Here is a 17,693-nt window from a genome sequence, read left to right as displayed (position 1 = left end):
GCCGCGGGGAACCGCGGCCCACTCGTCGCAGAGCCGGACCTCCGGTCAAGTAAGGGAGAATGTTTCGTGTCCCACGCAGAAGACCACGCAGGCACCCGGAGGGATTTCCTCTATTACGCTACGGCGGGGGCAGGCACCGTCGCCACCGGCGCCGCCGTTTGGACGCTCGTCGATCAGATGAATCCGTCCGCCGACGTACAGGCGCTCAGCTCGATCTTCGTCGATGTGAGCGGCGTCGAAACCGGCACCCAGCTGACCGTGAAATGGCGCGGCAAGCCGGTCTTCATCCGCCGCCGGACCCAGGAAGAGATCGACGCCGCCCGCGCCGTGGACCTCAATGACCTGGTCGATCCCAATGCCGAAAACGCGAACATCGCCGCCGAAGCGCCTGCGACCGACGAGAACCGTGCGCTGGACGAGGCTGGCGAATGGCTTGTCATGATTGGGGTCTGCACCCATCTCGGCTGCGTGCCCCTGGGCGACGGCGCCGGCGATTTCGGCGGCTGGTTCTGCCCCTGCCACGGCTCGCACTACGATACATCGGGCCGTATCCGCCGTGGTCCCGCGCCAGAGAACCTGCCGGTTCCGGTCGCGGCCTTCACCGACGAAACCACGATCAAACTCGGCTGAGGGGGCTGAAGCATGGCTGGTATTCCGCACGACCATTACGAACCGAAGTCGGGTTTCGAACAGTGGCTTCACCGCCGACTGCCAATCGTCGGCCTCATGTACGACACCCTCATGATCCCGACGCCGAAGAACCTGAACTGGTGGTGGATCTGGGGCATCGTCCTGACCTTCTGTCTCGTGCTGCAGATCGTCACCGGCATTGTTCTGGCGATGCACTACACGCCGCATGTCGATCAGGCCTTCGCCTCGATCGAACACATCATGCGCAACGTGAACGGCGGCCACATGCTCCGCTACATCCACGCGAACGGCGCGTCGCTGTTCTTCCTTGCCGTGTATATCCACATCTTCCGAGGACTTTTCTACGGCTCCTACAAGTCGCCCCGCGAAGTGACATGGATCATCGGCATCCTGATCTTCGTCGCCATGATGGGTACCGCCTTCATGGGCTACGTGCTTCCTTGGGGACAGATGTCGTTCTGGGGCGCCACGGTGATCACCGGCCTCTTCGGCGCGATCCCGGGCATCGGTGAACCGATCCAGACCTGGCTTCTCGGTGGGCCGGCAGTGGAAAACGCCACGCTGAACCGCTTCTTCTCGCTCCACTACCTCCTGCCCTTCGTCATCGCCGCGCTGGTAGCCGTCCACATCTGGGCATTCCACACCACCGGCAACAACAACCCCACGGGCGTCGAGGTCCGCCGCGGTTCGAAGGCTGAAGCCGAGAAGGACACGCTGCCGTTCTGGCCCTATTTCGTGATGAAGGACCTCTTCGCGCTGTCGCTGATCCTCGTAGTCTTCTTCGCGATCGTGGGCTTCATGCCGAACTACCTCGGCCACCCCGACAACTACATCGAGGCGAATCCGCTTGCGACGCCCGCGCATATCGTGCCGGAATGGTACTTCCTGCCCTTCTACGCGATCCTGCGCGCCTTCACCGGCGACGTCTGGCTGGTGCAATTGGTGCAGTTCATCACCTTCGGCATCGTCGACGCCAAGTTCTTCGGCGTTGTTGCGATGTTCGGCGCGATCATCGTGATGGCCTTGGCGCCGTGGCTCGACACCTCGTCGGTGCGATCGGGCCAGTACCGGCCGATGTTCCGCTGGTGGTTCTACCTCCTCATCATCGACTTCGTTGTGTTGATGTGGGTCGGTGCGCAGCCGGCCGAAGGGATCTACACTTGGATCTCGCTCATCGCTTCGGCGTACTGGTTCGCCTACTTCCTGGTGATCCTGCCGCTCCTGGGGGTGATCGAGAAGCCGTCGGCCCCGCCGGCGACGATCGAGGAGGACTTCAAGGCCCACTACGCCGGCGCCGAAACGCCGCCGCCCTACGTTTCGCAGAAGCCCGCAGAGTAAAGGATCGGATGAGATGTTGAAGAAAGTTGCAATCATCGGCGCTTCGATCCTGGCGCTCACGGGTGGCGCGCTGAGCGCAGCGGAGTCGGAACAGCACATCGAGGACGTGGCCTTCTCGTTCGAAGGCCCGTTCGGGAAATACGACGAGTTCCAGCTCCAGCGCGGCTTGCAGGTCTATACCGAGGTCTGCGCGGCGTGCCACGGGCTGCAATACGTGCCGATCCGGACACTGGCCGACGAAGGCGGTCCCCATCTGCCCGAGGATCAGGTCCGCGCCTACGCGGCCCAATTCACGGCCGTCGACCCTGAGACAGGCGAGGAGCGCGAGGCGACACCCAACGACCACTTCCCGAAATCCGTGCTCGAGAACGCGCCTGACCTGAGCCTCATGGCAAAGGCGCGCGCCGGTTTCCACGGCCCTTACGGGACCGGGATCAACCAGTTCATACAGGGCATCGGCGGACCGGAATACATTGTCTCGATCCTTGCCGGCTATACCGGTGAGGAGGTCGAGCAAGCCGGCACCCTGTTCTACGAGAACACCGCATTTCCCGGCGGATTGATTGCGATGAATCCGCCGCTGTCGGACGATCTGGTTACCTATGCCGACGGGCACGAGGCGACGGTCCACCACATGGCCGAGGACGTCGCGGCGTTTCTCATGTGGGCAGCAGAGCCGAAGATGATGGCACGCAAGCAGGTCGGTTTCGTCGCGGTCCTGTTCCTCGGGCTTCTAACGGTGCTTCTGTACCTGACGAACAAGAAGCTCTGGGCGCCCTACAAGGGCAAGAAGTCCGCCTGATCCGCCGGCGAAGCCCCGGGGGTTCGACCCCGGACCTTCGAGGTATTTCGACCAGGATGAAAGAATAGGCGCGTCCCGGTCCGGGGGCGCGTTTTCATTTACCGAGGTAGGCGGCAAGCGCCGGTGGGGGATTGTCGAGAAGCGGTGCGGTGGGCTGCGGCGAATGCGCGACACCGTCGGCCACAACGATCGTCTCCGGCGCAAAACGCCGAGCATCGGCGGGATCGTGGCTGACCATCAGGACAGTGGCCCCGGTCTCGGCCGCGATCTCGGTCACCAGATCCAGCATCTCGTCCTTGAGCGCGGGCCCGAGTGCCGCGAACGGCTCGTCGAGCAGCATGATCGGCCGGGCGCGCAGCAGCGCGCGTGCCAGCGCCACGCGGCTCTGCTGGCCACCCGACAGCGTTCCCGGTTTTCGTGCGTCCAGTCCCCCGAGACCGGTCTGTTCCAGTGCGCGCCGCACTGCATCCCGCTCTTGGGTTGAGAGCTTCAGATCCGGACGGATGCCAAGCCCGACATTCTGCGCCACGGTGAGGTGCGGAAACAAATTCTGATCCTGAAACAGAATCGAAAGCGGGCGCGCGCCCGGCGCGTCCTTCGAGATATCGCGCCCATCCCAGACCACGCGGCCGGACCGCGCGGAGAAGAAGCCAGCGATCACTGACAAGAGCGTCGACTTGCCCGCGCCCGACGGCCCGATCACGGCTACCCGCGCGCCCTTCGCGACGCTGAAATCGACCGTTAGGCGAAAGTCGTCCTGCGTGATGACAACGTCGTCAAGCGTCAGCATCGGCGCGGCCTCCTCTGTCGAAGCCCCAAAACAGCGCAAGGCTGAGCGCGAGGAGCAGAACGGCGGCGCCAGAGGCATCGCCCATGCGATAGGCACCCATAAGCCTGTACATTTGGAGGGGCAGCGTCGCGGTGTCAGCATCCGCGAAAAGCGCGATCACGCCGAGATCGCCCATCGAGAGAGCGGCGGTCAGACCCGCGGCGAAACCCAGAGGGCGGCGGAGGCGCGGCAAGGTCAGCAGCCGAAGCCGCGCGAACCCGGTAAGTCCAAGACTTTGCGCGAGCCGGCCGTATTCGATCTCGATCTCGCGCGCAGAGGGCATGAGGGCGCGCAGGCAGAAGGGCAACGCCATCGCGGCGTTGACGACAATCGTGGTGGGCAGCGCGAGTGAGGACGGACTCGCCATAGGCCTCAGCATGAGGAACAACCCCGTGCCCATGACGAGCGCTGACGTTGCGAGCGGCAGCATGCCGATGGTTTCGAGCATCCGGGTGCGTATACTGCGTGCTATGGCGAGCGCGAGCGGCAGGGCGAGCGCCAGAGAAAGCGCCGTCGCCGCCAGAGCGACGGTGAGCGAACGCACCGCCGACTGCCAGACCTGCGCAGGGAGGGCTGGCAGGTTCGACAGTCCACCGATCAGCACCGCGAAAATCGGCAGCAAGAGAAACAGGCTCGCCAAGGTCAACAGGGCGGCGTCCTGGAGGCGAAGCCAGCGGCTGCCTGCATCCCAGCGCGCGACCGCCCGATCGAGGCCGGTGCCAAATCCGGACGGTACGGTCAGCCGCGCGGCGACGAACGCCGCCGCGGCGCAGAGCATGAGCTGGATCGTTGCGAGCCGGGCGGCACGGCCAAGGTCGAAGTCGAAGCGGAAGGCCTGGTAGATCGCCAATTCGACCGTCGTAGCCCGGGGGCCGCCGCCCAGAGTCAGCGCGACGGCGAAGCTTGTCAGGCAGATGAGGAAAATCGTCACAAACACACCCGGGGCGAGAGTGCGCAGCATCGGGCGTTCGAGGAAGCGCGCGACCTCGGCCGGGCCGAAACCCAGAGCCGCGGCAAGCCGGAAACGCTCGGCAGGAATCGCGAGCCAGCCCTGAAGCAGCAGGCGCACCGCCAGCGGCAGGTTGAAGAAGACGTGCGCGAGAACAACGCCCGAAAAGCCGTAGATCGAGATGCGGTCAAACCCGAGCGCGGCGAGGCCGTCATTGAGAAGACCCGCGCGCCCGAAGATCGCGAGAATGCCCATTACGGCGACGATCACCGGCAAGATGAAAGGTGCCCCCAGCAGCGTGATAAGCACGGCCCGACCGGAAAACTTGCGCCGGGCAAGCGCTCGGGCGACCGGGATGGCGAAGCCGAGGCTGAGGGCGGCGGAAACCGCCGCCTGGATGACAGTGAAGCGTATCGCCGCCCAGTCGCCGGGGCCGAGCGCGCCGAACCCGCCCGCCCGGAGCACAACCGCGCCGAGCGTGGCCACGACGAGCGCGAGGACGAGCGTCGATGCCGTCCCCGCACCCGCGCGCAGCAGCGGGCTCAGCGGCTGAGCGCGGACTGCCATTCGGCAAGCGCCTCGTCACGGACCACCGCAGCTTCGCTCGCTGAGAAAAGGAGCACCTTCTCGGGCGTGACGAGCGTCTCGAACCCTGCCGGCAAACCACCCGGCGGCGTGACCGAGGGATACATCCAGTTCGTCTCGGGGATCACGCCCTGGAACTTCTCGGAGAGCATGAAGGCGAGGAACTCGTCGGCGAGCGCCGCCTGGTCCGTTCCCGCGAGCTTTGCGGCCACCTCGACCTGCATGTAGTGGCCCTCGGTGAACGAGGCGGCCGCCTTCGTGTCGTCGCTCTCGGCGATCAGGTGATAGGCGGGCGAGGTCGTGTAGGACAGGACCATGTCCGCCTCGCCTTCGAGGAAGAGGCCGTAAGCCTCGGACCAGCCGGGCGTGACGGTGACGATGTTGTCGGCGAGCCCCTCCCAGATCTCGGGCGCGCGGTCACCGTAGGCAGCCTTGACCCAGAGGAGAAGCCCCAGTCCTGGCGTCGAGGAACGCGGGTCCTCGATGACGAGCGTCAGGTCGGAGGCCGCGAGAGCCTCGAAATCTGCCGGAACGGTGTCTGTTTTCGTCCGGTCGTAGACGAAGGCAAAGTAACCCCAGTCGTAGGGCGCGAAGACGGGATCGTTCCACTCGACCGGCAGGTCGTAGTCCACGGCGCCCAACCCGTGCTCGGCGAAAAGGCCCGACCCGGCGGCGGCGCCCGTCAGGTTGGTATCGAGGCCAAGAACAATATCGGCCTCCGTCGATTCGCCTTCCAACAGCACGCGGGCCAGCAGTGCCGCGCCATCACCGGCAGCCACGAATTGCAGGTCGCAGCCGCACTCTGCCTCGAACGCGGTTTCGACCGAAGGGCCGGGACCCCAATCGGACACGAAGCTGTCATAGGTGTAGACGGTCAGCACGGGCTTGTCCTGGGCGGCGGCGGACGTCGCCGCGAGGATGCCCGCGATCATCAGGGATTTGCGCATCTATCATCCTCCAATGGTCAGGCGGGCGGAGATGAGGGGCTGTTTGCCAAACCTTCCCTCCGCCGGTCTTAACCGGTTCAGGTTCAACGGGTTCGCTTTCGCATCTCAGCCCTGCACGCAGGGCACCCCGAGGTGATCTTGAGTCATACGCGCTTGCCGGAGGCCCGACAAGGGGATCGCGTCCGGCACGCAGCCAACACAATTCCGACGGAAGGACGCTGAGAAGCGTGTGCATGCTTGAGCGGGCGCGCGGCCTTCGCTATTCCGCTTGTCCAAAGGAGCCAACGCATGAGCCTGAACACTTTCGGCCATCTCTTCCGTGTCACGACCTGGGGCGAAAGCCACGGCCCTGCGCTTGGCGCGACGGTGGACGGCTGCCCGCCGGGCATCGAGGTCGACGAGGCGATGCTCCAGCACTGGCTTGATCGTCGCAAGCCCGGGCAGAGCAAGTACACGACCCAGCGGCGCGAAGCGGATGCCGTGCGCATTCTGTCGGGCACGTATGAGGGGCAGACGACCGGCACGCCGATCCAGTTGATGATCGAGAACACCGACCAGCGGTCGAAGGACTACAGTGAGATCGCTGAGAAGTTCCGGCCGGGACATGCCGACATCACCTACTGGCAGAAATACGGGATCCGCGACCCGCGCGGCGGCGGCCGGTCGTCAGCGCGCGAGACGGCCGCGCGAGTGGCCGCAGGCGGTGTCGCGCGGGCGGCGCTGAACGTACTTGCTCCAGACGTCCGCATTACCGGCTACATGGTGCAGATGGGGCGGCTCCGGGCCGACCGCGACCGGTTTGATCTGGACGAGATCGGGCGAAATCCTTTCTGGTGCCCTGACGCCGCCTCGGCGGCGATCTGGGCCGAGCATCTCGACGAGTTGCGCAAGAGCGGCAACAGCGTCGGCGCGGTGATCGAAGTCCGCGCCTCAGGCACACCGGCTGGGCTCGGCGCACCGGTTTACGGCAAATTAGATACCGATCTGGCCGCCGCGATGATGTCGATCAACGCAGTCAAGGGCGCGGAGATCGGCGCCGGAATGGCCGCGGCCGAACTCACCGGCGTCGAGAATGCCGACGAAATCTACATGGGAAGCGACGGCAAGCCGCGGTACAGTTCGAACCATGCGGGCGGTATTTTGGGCGGCATCTCGACCGGGCAAGACATCGTCGTGCGCTTCGCCGTCAAGCCGACCTCGTCAATCCTGACCCCGCGCAAGACCATCACGGTCTCGGGCGAGGAGGCTGAGATCGTGACCAAGGGACGGCACGACCCCTGCGTCGGCATCCGCGCGGTGCCGGTGGGCGAGGCGATGATGGCTTGCGTGCTCCTCGACCATCTCCTCCTGCATCGTGGCCAGATCGGCAGTGCTGGCGGGCGGATCGGATGAGCCTCGCCCCCCTACGCAACGCGTTGCGCGAGGCGCTTGAAAGCGGCGCGCAGGACGGTCAGGACGGCGCGCACGATCTCGCCCACGCCGACCGCGTGTGGCTGAACGCCCGCACGATCGCCCATGGCGAGGGGCTGGCGCCGTCGCGGATCCTACTGTGCGCCGCCTACCTGCACGATCTCGTGACCCTGCCCAAGGATCACCCGAAGCGCGCCCGCGCCGCGTCGATGTCCGCAACCGCGGCGGGGCCCGTGATGCAAGCGCTTGGCCTGACGCCCACCGAAATCGCCCAAGCCCGCCACGCAATCGAGTCGCACAGCTGGTCGGGCGGCACCGCCCCGGCATCGCCCGAGGCGCGCATCTTGCGCGACGCCGACAGGCTTGAGGCGCTTGGCGCGATCGGGATAGCACGCTGCTTCGCAGTCTCGGGCGCGCTTGGCCGACAGCTTTTCGACGCCCGCGACCCTTTCGCGAAGGAGCGGCAGCCCGACGACGCGGCATTTGCCCTCGACCACTTCGCCGTGAAGCTCCTGAAGCTGCCGGAGACGTTCCTGACACCGACCGGCCGCCGGCTGGCCGAGGAACGCGCGGCGGCGATGCGGCGTTACCTGATCGACCTCGCGCGGGAGCTCGGCTCTCCCGAGCCCGATTGGTGAGGCGATCCGCCACGCCTGCGAAGCACCTCCGCCTTCAGGCCATCTTCGCCACGCGCCATGGCCCAGCGGTGGTTCCAAGCGAAGAGCGGACCCAGGACGGGCGAGAGGGCGCGCAGGATTGGCCTGTCGGCGAAGACACGCCAGTCATAGTCGACAACGACATCGTCGCCACGCTGGATCAGCGTCCAGACTCCGCGCCCGCGAAGATCGCCTTCGGCGGCCACCGTCCATGTCTCGGGGCGGCGGCTTTCGATCACGGTCGCGATCCAGTTCAACTCGTAAGGCAGCCGGCCCTTCGATCGGATTGCAACGCGCGCGCCCTCGCCGTTGGCGTCACCGCGTTCCAGCACACGGATGCCCAGATAGACGTCGCCCCACCAGCGGGGGAAATGCTCGGGATCGGCGAGAATGTCGGCGACCTCGCGAACCGTGGCGGCGACGTTCCAGCGGGTGACGATGTGAAACTCGTTCGACCTGGCGCGCATAAGACACCTCCTGCTCCTGTCTGAAGCTACGGTCCAAACCGGAGAAAGTTGCACCCATCCGCGCAGCGCGGCCTTGTCCGACGGAAGAGGACACGCCTTGCGTTGAGTGATCATAGCGCAAGGGAGAAGCCGCCGCATGATCCGTCTCGTCACATTCGCCGCCATGTGCCTGTTTCTGCCGATGCCCGCCTTTGCAGAGCTGACGCGGCACCGGTTCGAGCAGGACGGCATCGCACGTCAGTTCTTCGTATATACGCCGGATCGCGCAGGCCGACATGAGCCGATGCCCGTCGTTCTCATGCTTCACGGCGGGGGCGGAAGCGCGCGCCAGATGCTAAGATCGCCCGGTCGCCGGATGAACGATCTGGCCGAGACCGAAGGGTTCATCGCGGTCTATCCCGACGCCGTGGGGCGGTCGTGGGACTTCGGCGAAGGCAAGGTGTCTGAGGGGCGGCGCGCACCGCGGGTCGACGACTTGGCCTACTTTCGCCGCGTGATCGACCATATCACGGCGAGCCCTCGCGCGGACGGAAATCGCGTCTATGCCACCGGAATTTCGCGCGGCGGGCAGGCCTCATTCTTCCTCGCCTGCAAGCTGCCTGACCGCATCCACGCCATCGCGCCCGTGGCGATGAGCCTGCCGGCCTTCCTTGCCGACGATTGCCGGTCGATCCCGGCAACCCCGATCGCACTTATCCACGGAACCGACGATCCGCTGGTGCCTTATGAGGGCGGCCAGATCCGATTGTTCCGAAAGAACCGGGGCGAAGTTCTGGGCGCCGAACGGACGATGGCGCTGCTTTCACAGCGAAACGGATGTCGAGCGCAGGCAAATACGCGGCGGATGGGCGAGGTTCAGAGGATCGAGTGGAACGGCTGCCAGGCATCGACCGTGCTATACCGGGTGGAGGGCGGCGGCCACACGTGGCCGGGTGAACGCGAGGTTCTGCCCCGGCGATTGGTCGGTAAGACCAACCGCGACATCGACGCAACGGCCGAAATCTGGCGCTTCTTCAGCCGGCTCTGATGGGCATGGGGCTCTCCTTGGAAAGCTGAACCGCAAGGATGCCGGCCGCCACGATCGCGACTCCGACGATGTCGGCCGGGCCTAGCCGTTCGCTCAGCAGCGCGGCCGCGACCGCCACGCCCAGAAACGGATTCAGAAAGTGGTAGGTCGCCGCGCGCACCGCGCCGATCCGCTCCACCAGGCGGAACCACACCCATGTGGCGATCAACCCCGGTACGAGCGTCGTGTAGGCGAAGGCGAGGCCAAGTTGGAGCGTCCAGCTCACCGACCAGTCCTCTAGCGCGACCGCGAAAATAGCCAGCACGCCGGCGCCGACGAACATCTGAAGGCCGACGACCATGAGAAGGTTACCCTGCGCGGACGCACCGCGCACCGTCAGCGTCGCCACGGCCAGCGCCAGCGCGCCGATGCCGCAGAAAATGATGCCCGTCATGTCGGCGCCGCCTGAGAAGCGCGACCCCATGATGATCGCGACGCCGGCAAACCCGGCGACGAGCCCTGCGATGCCGAGCGGCCGCACCCGCTGGCCCCAGAACATCCAACCGAGCAGCGCCACAAGGAGCGGCATGGTGGAGGCGATGATCGCGGCAAGCGATGCCTCCACCCACTGCATCGCGACAAAATTCAAGCCGAGATAGAGTGCATTCTGGCAAAGTCCGAAGACCGCCACCGAGCGCCACTGGCCACGCGACAGATGCCATGTTTGGCCGAGGGCGCGCGCGATGGCCACGCCAATAAGCCCCGAGATCAGAAAGCGGATCGACAGCGCTGTCAGAGGCGGCGCGTCGGCCACGATCATGCGCGCCGAGGTGAAGGCCGAGGACCACATGAACGCGAAAGCGAGGCCCATCAATACTGAGCGCAGGTCCATTCCGGTCTCCGGCTTGTCCGTCCGCGGCCTCTCTGCCCGCCCGACGGGGGCGATGCAAGCCGGAACCGGATGGACGGCCGTCAGCCGCCGGTATGGCTCATGTGGCGGGTAACCTGGCCGCGCACCTTCTGGCGGGAATAGTCGAAATCGTGGCCCTTGGGCTTGCGCGCGATGGCGGCGCGGATCGCCTGTTCCAGCGGCACGTCGTCACGGCTCGCCCGGAGCGGCGCGCGGAGGTCGGCGTTGTCCTCTTGCCCCAGGCACATGAAAAGCTCGCCTGTGCAGGTGACGCGCACGCGGTTGCAGCTTTCGCAGAAATTGTGCGTGAGCGGCGTGATGAAACCGATCTTCTGACCCGTCTCTTCGATCCGAACATAGCGCGCAGGGCCGCCCGTCCGTTCGGCCAGTTCGCTCAGTGTGAAGCGTTCGGCCAGCCGCGCGCGAAGGTCCTTGAGCGGCCAGTATTGGTCGAGGCGCATCTCTTCGCCCATCTCGCCCATCGGCATGACCTCGATGAAGGTGAGGTCATGGCCTTCGCTGGCGCACCAGTCGAGCAGCGGGAAAAGCTCGTCCTCGTTGAACCCCTTCAGCGCGACGGTGTTGATCTTTACACGCAATCCCGCCGCCTTCGCGGCCGAGATGCCATCCATCACCTGCGCAAGCCGCCCCCACCGCGTTATCGCCTGAAACTTGGCCGCATCGAGCGTGTCGAGCGAGACGTTGACGCGTCGGACACCCAGCGCAGCCAGATCGTCGGCGAATCGGCTCAACTGCGAGCCGTTCGTGGTCAGCGTCAGCTCCTTCAGCGCGCCCGTCTCCAGATGCCGGGACATGGCCTTGAAGAAGGTCATGATCTCACGTCGGACCAAGGGTTCCCCGCCGGTTACGCGGAGCTTCTCGACGCCGAGCCGGACAAACGCCGTGCAGAGCCGGTCGAGTTCCTCCAGCGTCAGCAAGTCTTTCTTCGGCAGGAACTGCATGTGCTCGGCCATACAGTATGTGCAGCGAAAATCGCAGCGGTCCGTCACCGAGACGCGCAGATAGGAAATCGGTCGGGCAAATGGGTCGATCAGCGGGGTCATTAGGGAAAGGTAAACCTCGGCACGCCTTGTCACAAGGCCGTCTTGACAGCTTACGACTATGGTCGTCCTGTCTCTCTGGACCAGAGGGCGCGGGGATGACGGACCGCAGGATGCTCCGCGAGGGGCAGGATTGGGCGACGCTGACGGCCGGCTTCCGCTGGCAGGTACCCGCGCGGTTCTCAATCGCCGAGGCCTGCTGCGCGTCCTGGGCGCGCGCGGATCCTGGGCGGCTGGCGCTGATCGAGATCAGCGAGAGTGGCGCGGTCCGGCATTGGACCTACGAAGAGTTGGACGCTGGCTCTAACCGGCTGGCGAACGCGTTCGCCGCGCAAGGCATCCGCCGGGGTGACCGGGTCGCTGTGATGCTGCCTCAGGCACCCGCCGTTCTCATCACCCATTTCGCCGCGATGAAGCTCGGCGCGGTCGTGCTGCCGCTCTTCACGCTGTTCGGAGCCGATGCGCTTCAGTACCGGCTCTCCGACGCGGGCGCCTGTGCCGTCGTGACCGATGCGGCGGGGTTGGCCAAGTTGTCGGAGCTCCGCGACAGCCTTCCCGATCTCCGCGAGGTCTATTGCATCGACCCGTCCGAGGTGCGCGACCTCTGGGCCGAGATCGACGCCGCCTCGGACCGTTTCGCGCCGGTGCCGGTTGGCGCAGAAGATCCGGCGGTCCTGATCTACACGTCCGGGACGACGGGCGCGCCGAAGGGTGTCCTCCACGCGCACCGGTTCCTGCTCGGCCACCTGCCGAATATCGAACTCAGCCAGGGGTTCTTTCCCAAGCCCGGGGCGGTGGGCTGGACGCCCGCCGACTGGGCCTGGATAGGCGGGCTCATGGATATGGCGATGCCGTGTCTCTACTACGGCGTGCCGCTCGTCTGCCGCCGGATGCCCAAGTTTGACCCCGACGAGGCATTCCGCCTAATCCGCGACCACCGGGTGACGAACCTGTTCCTGCCGCCCACGGCGCTCAAGCTGATGCGCGCGGCGAAGGTGCCCGAGGGGCTTTCGGTCCGTGCCGTCTCCTCCGGCGGTGAAAGCCTCGGGGCGGAGATGCTGGATTGGGGGCGGCGCGCGCTAGGCGCGCCGATCAACGAGATCTACGGCCAGACGGAGTGCAACCTCGTCATCTGCTCGTCCGAGGGGCTCTTTCCGACCCGGCCCGGCACTATGGGCCGCGCGGTGCCCGGCGCGGAGGTCGCGGTCATCGACGCCGATGGCCGCGAACTGCCCGACGGCGAAATCGGGGAGATCGCCGTCAGGCGCGGGCATCCGGTCATGTTCCTCGAATATCTCGGCAAGCCCGAGGCGACGGCGGCCAAGTTCACCGGCGACTGGATGCGGACCGGCGATCTCGGCACCCGCGATGGCGAGGGCTATTTCACCTATGTCGCGCGCGACGACGACATCATCACCTCGGCCGGCTACCGGATCGGTCCGTCCGAGATCGAGAACTGCCTCACGGGCCATCCCGACGTCGTCATGGCGGCCTGCGTGGGCGTGCCCGATCCGGTCAAGGGCGAGGCCGTGAAGGCCTTCGTCGTGCTGCGCGACGGGGCGGCGTGGGACGGGCTCGCCCCCGCCCTGATCGCGCGCGTGAAGGAGCGCGTGAGCCCCCATGTCGCGCCCCGGCTCATCGAGCGGCGCGATGGCCTGCCGATGACCGCGACCGGCAAAATCATGCGGCGCGAGCTCAGGGGCGGGTGATTCAGCCTTTCGGCGCGGCCTTGGGCGAAAACGCGCAGCGCTCGGGCTTAATGTCAATGAGCGGCGTGCCGTCGAGGCAATCCAGCCCACGGACAACGAGCACCGGCCCTTCAATCGCGACGAGCCGGACGAGCGATGTGGCGATGGGGTTCGGGCGGACGGGCGAGCGGAGCGAGAATGTACCGAAGACATTGCCATCGCGCCCGGGGTTTTGAAGCACCAGGTCACGGCGGCCCCGGTCGAGCCAGTAAAGGAGTTCGATATGGTCGTAGACGTCGAGCCCCTGAAGCGCGGCGACCCAGGGCTCGAAGACCTCGACGCGGCAAATCGGTCCGTCCGGCTTGCCCTGGCGTGGGCAGGTTTCGCGCGTCGTCCAAGGCGTTCGGATGCGCCCGATGAACCGCAGCCGGGCGTCGTCGGGCGCGGGCAGGTCAACGGCGACTTCGTGTTCCCGGATGTCGGATGCGTCAGTGCTCATGCCGGTTTGCCCCCCATCACATCTTTGCGGCCGCGCCGGGTTGGCCCCTGCGGGCGAAACAGGCGCGCAGGTATTCTACCGCCAGGCTGGCGACGAGGCCCGCGAGCGCGCCGAAAAGGACGGTCGCGGCCATCTTGACCCCGATCACCGGGCGACAATCCGGCCGGGCGTCAAACATGCGCCGCATGAAGATAAGGTCTCCCGCCGCATAGCCGAGAAGCGCGCCCACGACCGGCAGCGAAATCACCGAGAGCAGACCGGCAATTTTGGGCTCCATGAGCGCCGCCCCGACGCATAGCGTCGTCATCATAAGCGGCGCGGCAATCCTGCCAGCGCCGTGGCGCATCGGCATGACACCAAAGGGCTCAAGCGCGGGGTTCAAGATGCCGCTCGCGGCAGCTCCGCGATGTCTGGGTTCGAGAATCATGCGCGCCGTCTCGCCGCCGCCCGTTGCTCGTCCCCAAGACTACCTGCTCTCCGGCTTGCCGGGAAGTCGACGGAACAGCGTGAGCGCCGGCTCGTTGGATGCGATGTGACCTGAGAGAGCGAAGGGCGCGATGGCCGGGGATGGATTCGACTGCGTTTTTATGTATTGTTTCCGCGTAGCGGGAGGAAACGCAGCAATGGACAGCTTCTGGGCCCTGCTCGGCGATGCGGTCGATCTGATTGCCGCCGGTGACCGCGACCTTCTCGAAATCATCGGGCTGTCGCTTCGAGTCACGCTGACGGCGGTCGCTGCAGCCTGCATGATCGGCCTGCCGCTCGGCGCGGCAGTTGGTGCGTTCCGCTTTCCCGGACGCACGGTCGTCAGCATCGTCCTGAACTCGCTCATGGGTCTGCCGCCGGTCGTGGTCGGCCTCGTCGTCTACCTTATGCTCTCAGCGGCCGGACCGCTCGGCCCGCTCGGACTGCTCTACACGCCGATCGCCATGATCATCGCCCAGACCATCCTCGTCACGCCGATCGTCGCGGCGCTCACCAAGCAGGTGGTCGAGGACCTCCATCACGAATATGCCGAACAGTTCGCCTCGCTCGGCGTCGGCCCCTTCGACCGGGTTGCCGCGCTTCTCTGGGACGCGCGCTATAGCCTTCTGACAGTCGCGCTCGCCGGCTTCGGGCGCGCCGTGGCCGAGGTCGGAGCGGTCTTCATCGTCGGCGGCAACATCAACCACGTAACCCGCGTGATGACGACGACGATCGCGCTCGAGACGTCGAAGGGAAACCTACAGCTCGCGCTCGCGCTCGGCGTCGTGCTTCTCTCCATCGCGGTCGTCGTGAACGCAAGCGTCATGGCGATCCGCGCCTCGGCGGTGAGGTCGGCCTATGCGTGACGTCATCTTCGATATCTCGACCGCCGTCGCGGCGCCGCAGACCCGGTGCGAAGCGGTTCTCGCGACGCGGGGCCTGTATTTCGACGCGGGCGGCAAGCGGCTGATCGACGGCGTGGACATCGGGATCCGGCAAGGACGGCGCACCATGATCATGGGCGCGAACGGCGCCGGCAAGAGCCTTCTCCTGCGGCTTTTGCACGGCCTTGTCGCCCCGACCCGGGGCGACGTCGTCTGGCACGGCCGTCCGCTTGACCGTGCGGCGCGGCAGGCGCAGGCGATGGTGTTCCAGCGGCCCGTCGTCCTTCGTCGTTCGGTTCTTGCCAATCTCCGTTTCGCACTTTCCGCGCGGGGCATCCGGGGGGCAGAGCGCGCCGCGCGCGAAGCCGAAGCGCTGTCGCGGGCGCGTCTCGATCACCTCGCGCGCAGTCCTGCCCGCGTCCTTTCGGGCGGCGAGCAGCAGCGCCTTACAATCGCCCGCGCGCTCGCCTGCAAGCCGGAGATGCTCCTGCTCGACGAACCGACCGCAAGTCTCGACCCCGCATCGACGCAGGCAATCGAGACCCTGCTCACCGAGGCGCACCGGGACGGCGTGACGATCGTGATGGTCACGCATGATGCCGGACAGGCGCGGCGGATCGGCGACGACGTGATCTTTCTGCACGATGGCCGCGTGGTGGAGACCGGTGCCGTCACGCGCGTGCTTGACGCTCCGCAGTCCGATGCCGCTTCCGCCTGGCTTGGCGACCGCCTCTACATTAGCAGGTCCGCACATTCAGAAATCTGACTGAATCAGGGATATCACACGTGATCAGACGACGCCTCTTCGGACTCGCCGCCGCGGCATTTGTGGCGCTCGGGCTGCCTACAGCGGCACAGGATACGTTCATCGTGGTGCAGTCGACGACCTCGACGCAGAATTCCGGCCTTTTCGACTACATTCTGCCCATCTTCACCGAAAAGACCGGCATTGAAGTGCGCGTCGTCTCTGTCGGCACCGGCCAAGCGATCAAGAACGCCGCCAACGGTGACGGCGACGTCCTGTTCGTCCATTCAAGGGCGGACGAGGACAAGTTCGTGGCAGATGGCGAAGGCATCGAGCGTTTCGATGTCATGTACAACGACTTCGTCATCGTAGGGCCGCCCGCCGATCCGGCTGGCATCGCGGGATCGACCGACGCAGTCGCCGCGCTGAGCAGGATCGCCGAGGCGCGGTCCACCTTCGCCTCGCGCGGCGACGACAGCGGCACACATAAAGCCGAACTCGCGCTCTGGGCGGAGGCTGGCATCGACGTTTCGGAGGCGTCCGGAAACTGGTACCGGGAAACCGGCGCGGGCATGGGCACGACGCTGAACACAGGCCGGGGCATGGGCGCCTACATCATGTCCGATCGCGCGACCTGGATTTCGTTCGGCAACAAGGGCGACTACAGCGTCATGGTCGAGGGCGATCCGAAGATGTTCAACCAGTACGGTGTCATCCTCGTGAACCCGGTGAAGCATCCGAACGTAAAGCGCGTTCTCGGCCAAATGTTCGTCGACTGGCTGATCTCGCCGGACGGCCAGTCGGCCATCGCGAGCTATCAGGTCGACGGGCAGCAGTTGTTCTTCCCGAACGCGGGAGGCTGACACCACGCGACACCCGTCCTCAGGGCGAAAGCCAGCGCACGGTCCCAAGTTCGGCGATGTTGTAGCCGCCCATCGACTCGGACTTTTCCCTGAACACCTCTTCGCGCGTGAAGGCAAGAAGCGTCTGAACCGGCTGCGTGAAATAAGCGCGGCGGTCGATGAGGAGGTCGAAGCGTTCTTCGACGAGGCGCAGAAAGCCGAGATGGAACTGGCGCGCCATTGCCTCGATCCCGATGGCCGCTTCCGCCTCGCCGGAGCCGACGGCGGCCGCTGCATCGCTTTCGGTCCGCGCGACCCCTTCGGAAGTGTCGAAATCCGACGGGGACAGGCGATCCGCCGTCAAGAGACGCTCGAATAGCGCAGCCGCGCCCGCCCCGGGCTGGCGCTGGACGAGGCGCCGTCCTTTCAGGTCGGCAAGGCACCTGACCTCGTCGCGTGCCACCTTGCCCAGAAGCAGGCCGCGCGCCCGGCGCGCCCAACCGATGAGAACGCAATTCGTAAGCCCACGCGCGGCCACCGTTTTCACGTTCCAGTCGTCGTCCTCGGGCACGTGCAGGCCCGCAAGCGCCGCCCGGCCGTCCGCAAAACAGCCGAGACCGTTTAAGCTCCCATCCAGAAGCGTGGCGAGCCCACAGCCCGACTCGCGGATCGCCCAGTCGAGAAGCGGGTCGTGCGACCCAGCCAGGACAGGCGGGCGCTCGGGCGGTGCCTCGCTCCCGGCCCGCTCGATCCATTGGACGATCTCGGCGCTCGGGAACAGGAGCTTCCCGGTGATGCGGCGATGCGGGATCTCGCCGGCCGCCGCTAGGTCGTAGACCTTGCGCTCCTTGACGCGGATGAGATCCGCAACCTCCTTGGTCGTCAGGTAGGTCGGCCAGTCAGCTTCCATCTGTCGCTGCAAATCCCATGGTCTCATCGGTCCCCTTTCAGAATGCGGC

General features: G+C 66.0%; 19 protein-coding genes and 1 riboswitch. Of the genes, 10 read left to right on the top strand and 9 right to left on the bottom strand.

All coding sequences use genetic code 11. The features are described from left to right. Positions 1–66: 66 nt before the first annotated feature. From petA to DEA8626_RS13730, 3 genes are read left to right on the top strand one after another with little or no spacing between them, the layout of a single operon-like run. Positions 67–630: a ubiquinol-cytochrome c reductase iron-sulfur subunit gene (gene petA, locus DEA8626_RS13740; RefSeq protein WP_108853805.1), complete on the top strand. Its 564-nt coding sequence runs from the start codon at positions 67–69 to the stop codon at positions 628–630. Positions 631–642: 12 nt separating this feature from the next. Next, a complete protein-coding gene (gene petB, locus DEA8626_RS13735; RefSeq protein ID WP_108853804.1) occupies positions 643–1,989 on the top strand; it encodes a cytochrome b in 1,347 nt (448 codons plus the stop codon). 13 nt (positions 1,990–2,002) lie between these two features. Then, entirely contained in the window at positions 2,003–2,791 is a 789-nt protein-coding gene (locus DEA8626_RS13730) for a cytochrome c1 (RefSeq protein ID WP_108853803.1), read from the top strand. 94 nt (positions 2,792–2,885) lie between these two features. Here the strand turns inward: DEA8626_RS13730 and DEA8626_RS13725 are convergent, their stop codons facing one another. The 3 genes from DEA8626_RS13725 to thiB are packed head-to-tail and all read right to left on the bottom strand — an operon-like array spanning position 2,886 to position 6,101. Next, the gene (locus DEA8626_RS13725) at positions 2,886–3,581 is read right to left on the bottom strand and encodes a thiamine ABC transporter ATP-binding protein (RefSeq protein ID WP_108853802.1); all 696 of its coding nucleotides are present in this window, start codon (positions 3,579–3,581) and stop codon (positions 2,886–2,888) included. Next, positions 3,568–5,136, bottom strand: coding sequence for an ABC transporter permease family protein (locus tag DEA8626_RS13720; RefSeq protein ID WP_108853801.1), 1,569 nt, complete (start codon positions 5,134–5,136; stop codon positions 3,568–3,570). The genes DEA8626_RS13725 and DEA8626_RS13720 overlap by 14 nt, the downstream gene beginning before the upstream one ends. Then, positions 5,112–6,101 carry a thiamine ABC transporter substrate binding subunit gene (gene thiB / locus DEA8626_RS13715; RefSeq protein ID WP_108853800.1) on the bottom strand — a complete coding sequence of 330 codons (990 nt, stop codon included), beginning with the start codon at positions 6,099–6,101 and terminating at the stop codon, positions 5,112–5,114. Before thiB ends, DEA8626_RS13720 begins: the two co-directional genes overlap by 25 nt. A 37-nt stretch (positions 6,102–6,138) precedes the next feature. Then, a riboswitch (TPP riboswitch) is annotated at positions 6,139–6,241 on the bottom strand. Positions 6,242–6,389: 148 nt separating this feature from the next. On the opposite strand from thiB, the gene aroC reads away from it, so the two are divergent. Further along, the gene (aroC, locus tag DEA8626_RS13710; RefSeq protein ID WP_108853799.1) at positions 6,390–7,493 is read left to right on the top strand and encodes a chorismate synthase; all 1,104 of its coding nucleotides are present in this window, start codon (positions 6,390–6,392) and stop codon (positions 7,491–7,493) included. After that, positions 7,490–8,149, top strand: coding sequence for an HD domain-containing protein (locus DEA8626_RS13705; protein ID WP_108853798.1), 660 nt, complete (start codon positions 7,490–7,492; stop codon positions 8,147–8,149). Before aroC ends, DEA8626_RS13705 begins: the two co-directional genes overlap by 4 nt. Here the strand turns inward: DEA8626_RS13705 and DEA8626_RS13700 are convergent. Further along, positions 8,098–8,634, bottom strand: a complete 537-nt coding sequence (locus tag DEA8626_RS13700) for an SRPBCC family protein (RefSeq protein ID WP_181366448.1) — start codon at positions 8,632–8,634, stop codon at positions 8,098–8,100. The genes DEA8626_RS13705 and DEA8626_RS13700 overlap by 52 nt on opposite strands. Positions 8,635–8,770: 136 nt before the next feature. Between DEA8626_RS13700 and DEA8626_RS13695 the strand changes: the two genes are divergently transcribed. Further along, on the top strand, positions 8,771–9,661 hold the full coding sequence (locus DEA8626_RS13695) for a CE1 family esterase (protein WP_108853797.1): 891 nt from the start codon (positions 8,771–8,773) through the stop codon (positions 9,659–9,661). Here the strand turns inward: DEA8626_RS13695 and DEA8626_RS13690 are convergent. Both DEA8626_RS13690 and moaA read right to left on the bottom strand, forming a co-directional pair. Continuing rightward, complete coding sequence (locus DEA8626_RS13690) at positions 9,648–10,532, bottom strand: DMT family transporter (protein ID WP_108853796.1); 885 nt, start codon at positions 10,530–10,532, stop codon at positions 9,648–9,650. The two genes, DEA8626_RS13695 and DEA8626_RS13690, sit on opposite strands and share 14 nt — an antisense overlap. Positions 10,533–10,612: 80 nt before the next feature. Next, positions 10,613–11,614: a GTP 3',8-cyclase MoaA gene (gene moaA / locus DEA8626_RS13685; protein WP_108853795.1), complete on the bottom strand. Its 1,002-nt coding sequence runs from the start codon at positions 11,612–11,614 to the stop codon at positions 10,613–10,615. Positions 11,615–11,709: 95 nt separating this feature from the next. Here moaA and DEA8626_RS13680 point away from each other — a divergent pair, with 95 nt between their 5' ends. After that, positions 11,710–13,320, top strand: coding sequence for an AMP-binding protein (locus tag DEA8626_RS13680; protein WP_245890865.1), 1,611 nt, complete (start codon positions 11,710–11,712; stop codon positions 13,318–13,320). Between the two features lies 1 nt (position 13,321). Here DEA8626_RS13680 and tsaA read toward each other — a convergent pair whose 3' ends face one another. After that, positions 13,322–13,798 carry a tRNA (N6-threonylcarbamoyladenosine(37)-N6)-methyltransferase TrmO gene (gene tsaA, locus DEA8626_RS13675; protein WP_108853793.1) on the bottom strand — a complete coding sequence of 159 codons (477 nt, stop codon included), beginning with the start codon at positions 13,796–13,798 and terminating at the stop codon, positions 13,322–13,324. A 16-nt stretch (positions 13,799–13,814) separates the two neighbouring features. Beyond that, a complete protein-coding gene (locus tag DEA8626_RS13670) occupies positions 13,815–14,225 on the bottom strand; it encodes a hypothetical protein (protein ID WP_108853792.1) in 411 nt (136 codons plus the stop codon). A 196-nt stretch (positions 14,226–14,421) separates the two neighbouring features. Between DEA8626_RS13670 and DEA8626_RS13665 the strand changes: the two genes are divergently transcribed. From DEA8626_RS13665 to DEA8626_RS13655, 3 genes are read left to right on the top strand one after another with little or no spacing between them, the layout of a single operon-like run. Further along, positions 14,422–15,129, top strand: a complete 708-nt coding sequence (locus DEA8626_RS13665) for an ABC transporter permease (RefSeq protein WP_108853791.1) — start codon at positions 14,422–14,424, stop codon at positions 15,127–15,129. Further along, complete coding sequence (locus tag DEA8626_RS13660) at positions 15,122–15,913, top strand: ATP-binding cassette domain-containing protein (protein WP_108853790.1); 792 nt, start codon at positions 15,122–15,124, stop codon at positions 15,911–15,913. Before DEA8626_RS13665 ends, DEA8626_RS13660 begins: the two co-directional genes overlap by 8 nt. Before the next feature lie 20 nt (positions 15,914–15,933). Then, positions 15,934–16,755, top strand: coding sequence for an ABC transporter substrate-binding protein (locus tag DEA8626_RS13655; protein ID WP_108853789.1), 822 nt, complete (start codon positions 15,934–15,936; stop codon positions 16,753–16,755). Positions 16,756–16,774: 19 nt separating this feature from the next. Here the strand turns inward: DEA8626_RS13655 and DEA8626_RS13650 are convergent, their stop codons facing one another. Then, positions 16,775–17,671, bottom strand: coding sequence for a substrate-binding domain-containing protein (locus tag DEA8626_RS13650; protein ID WP_245890864.1), 897 nt, complete (start codon positions 17,669–17,671; stop codon positions 16,775–16,777). Between the last annotated feature and the right edge of the window lie 22 nt (positions 17,672–17,693).

The sequence above is a fragment of the Defluviimonas aquaemixtae genome, assembly GCF_900302475.1.
Classification (GTDB): Bacteria; Pseudomonadota; Alphaproteobacteria; order Rhodobacterales; family Rhodobacteraceae; genus Albidovulum; species Albidovulum aquaemixtae.
This window is presented reverse-complemented; position numbering and strand designations above follow the sequence as displayed.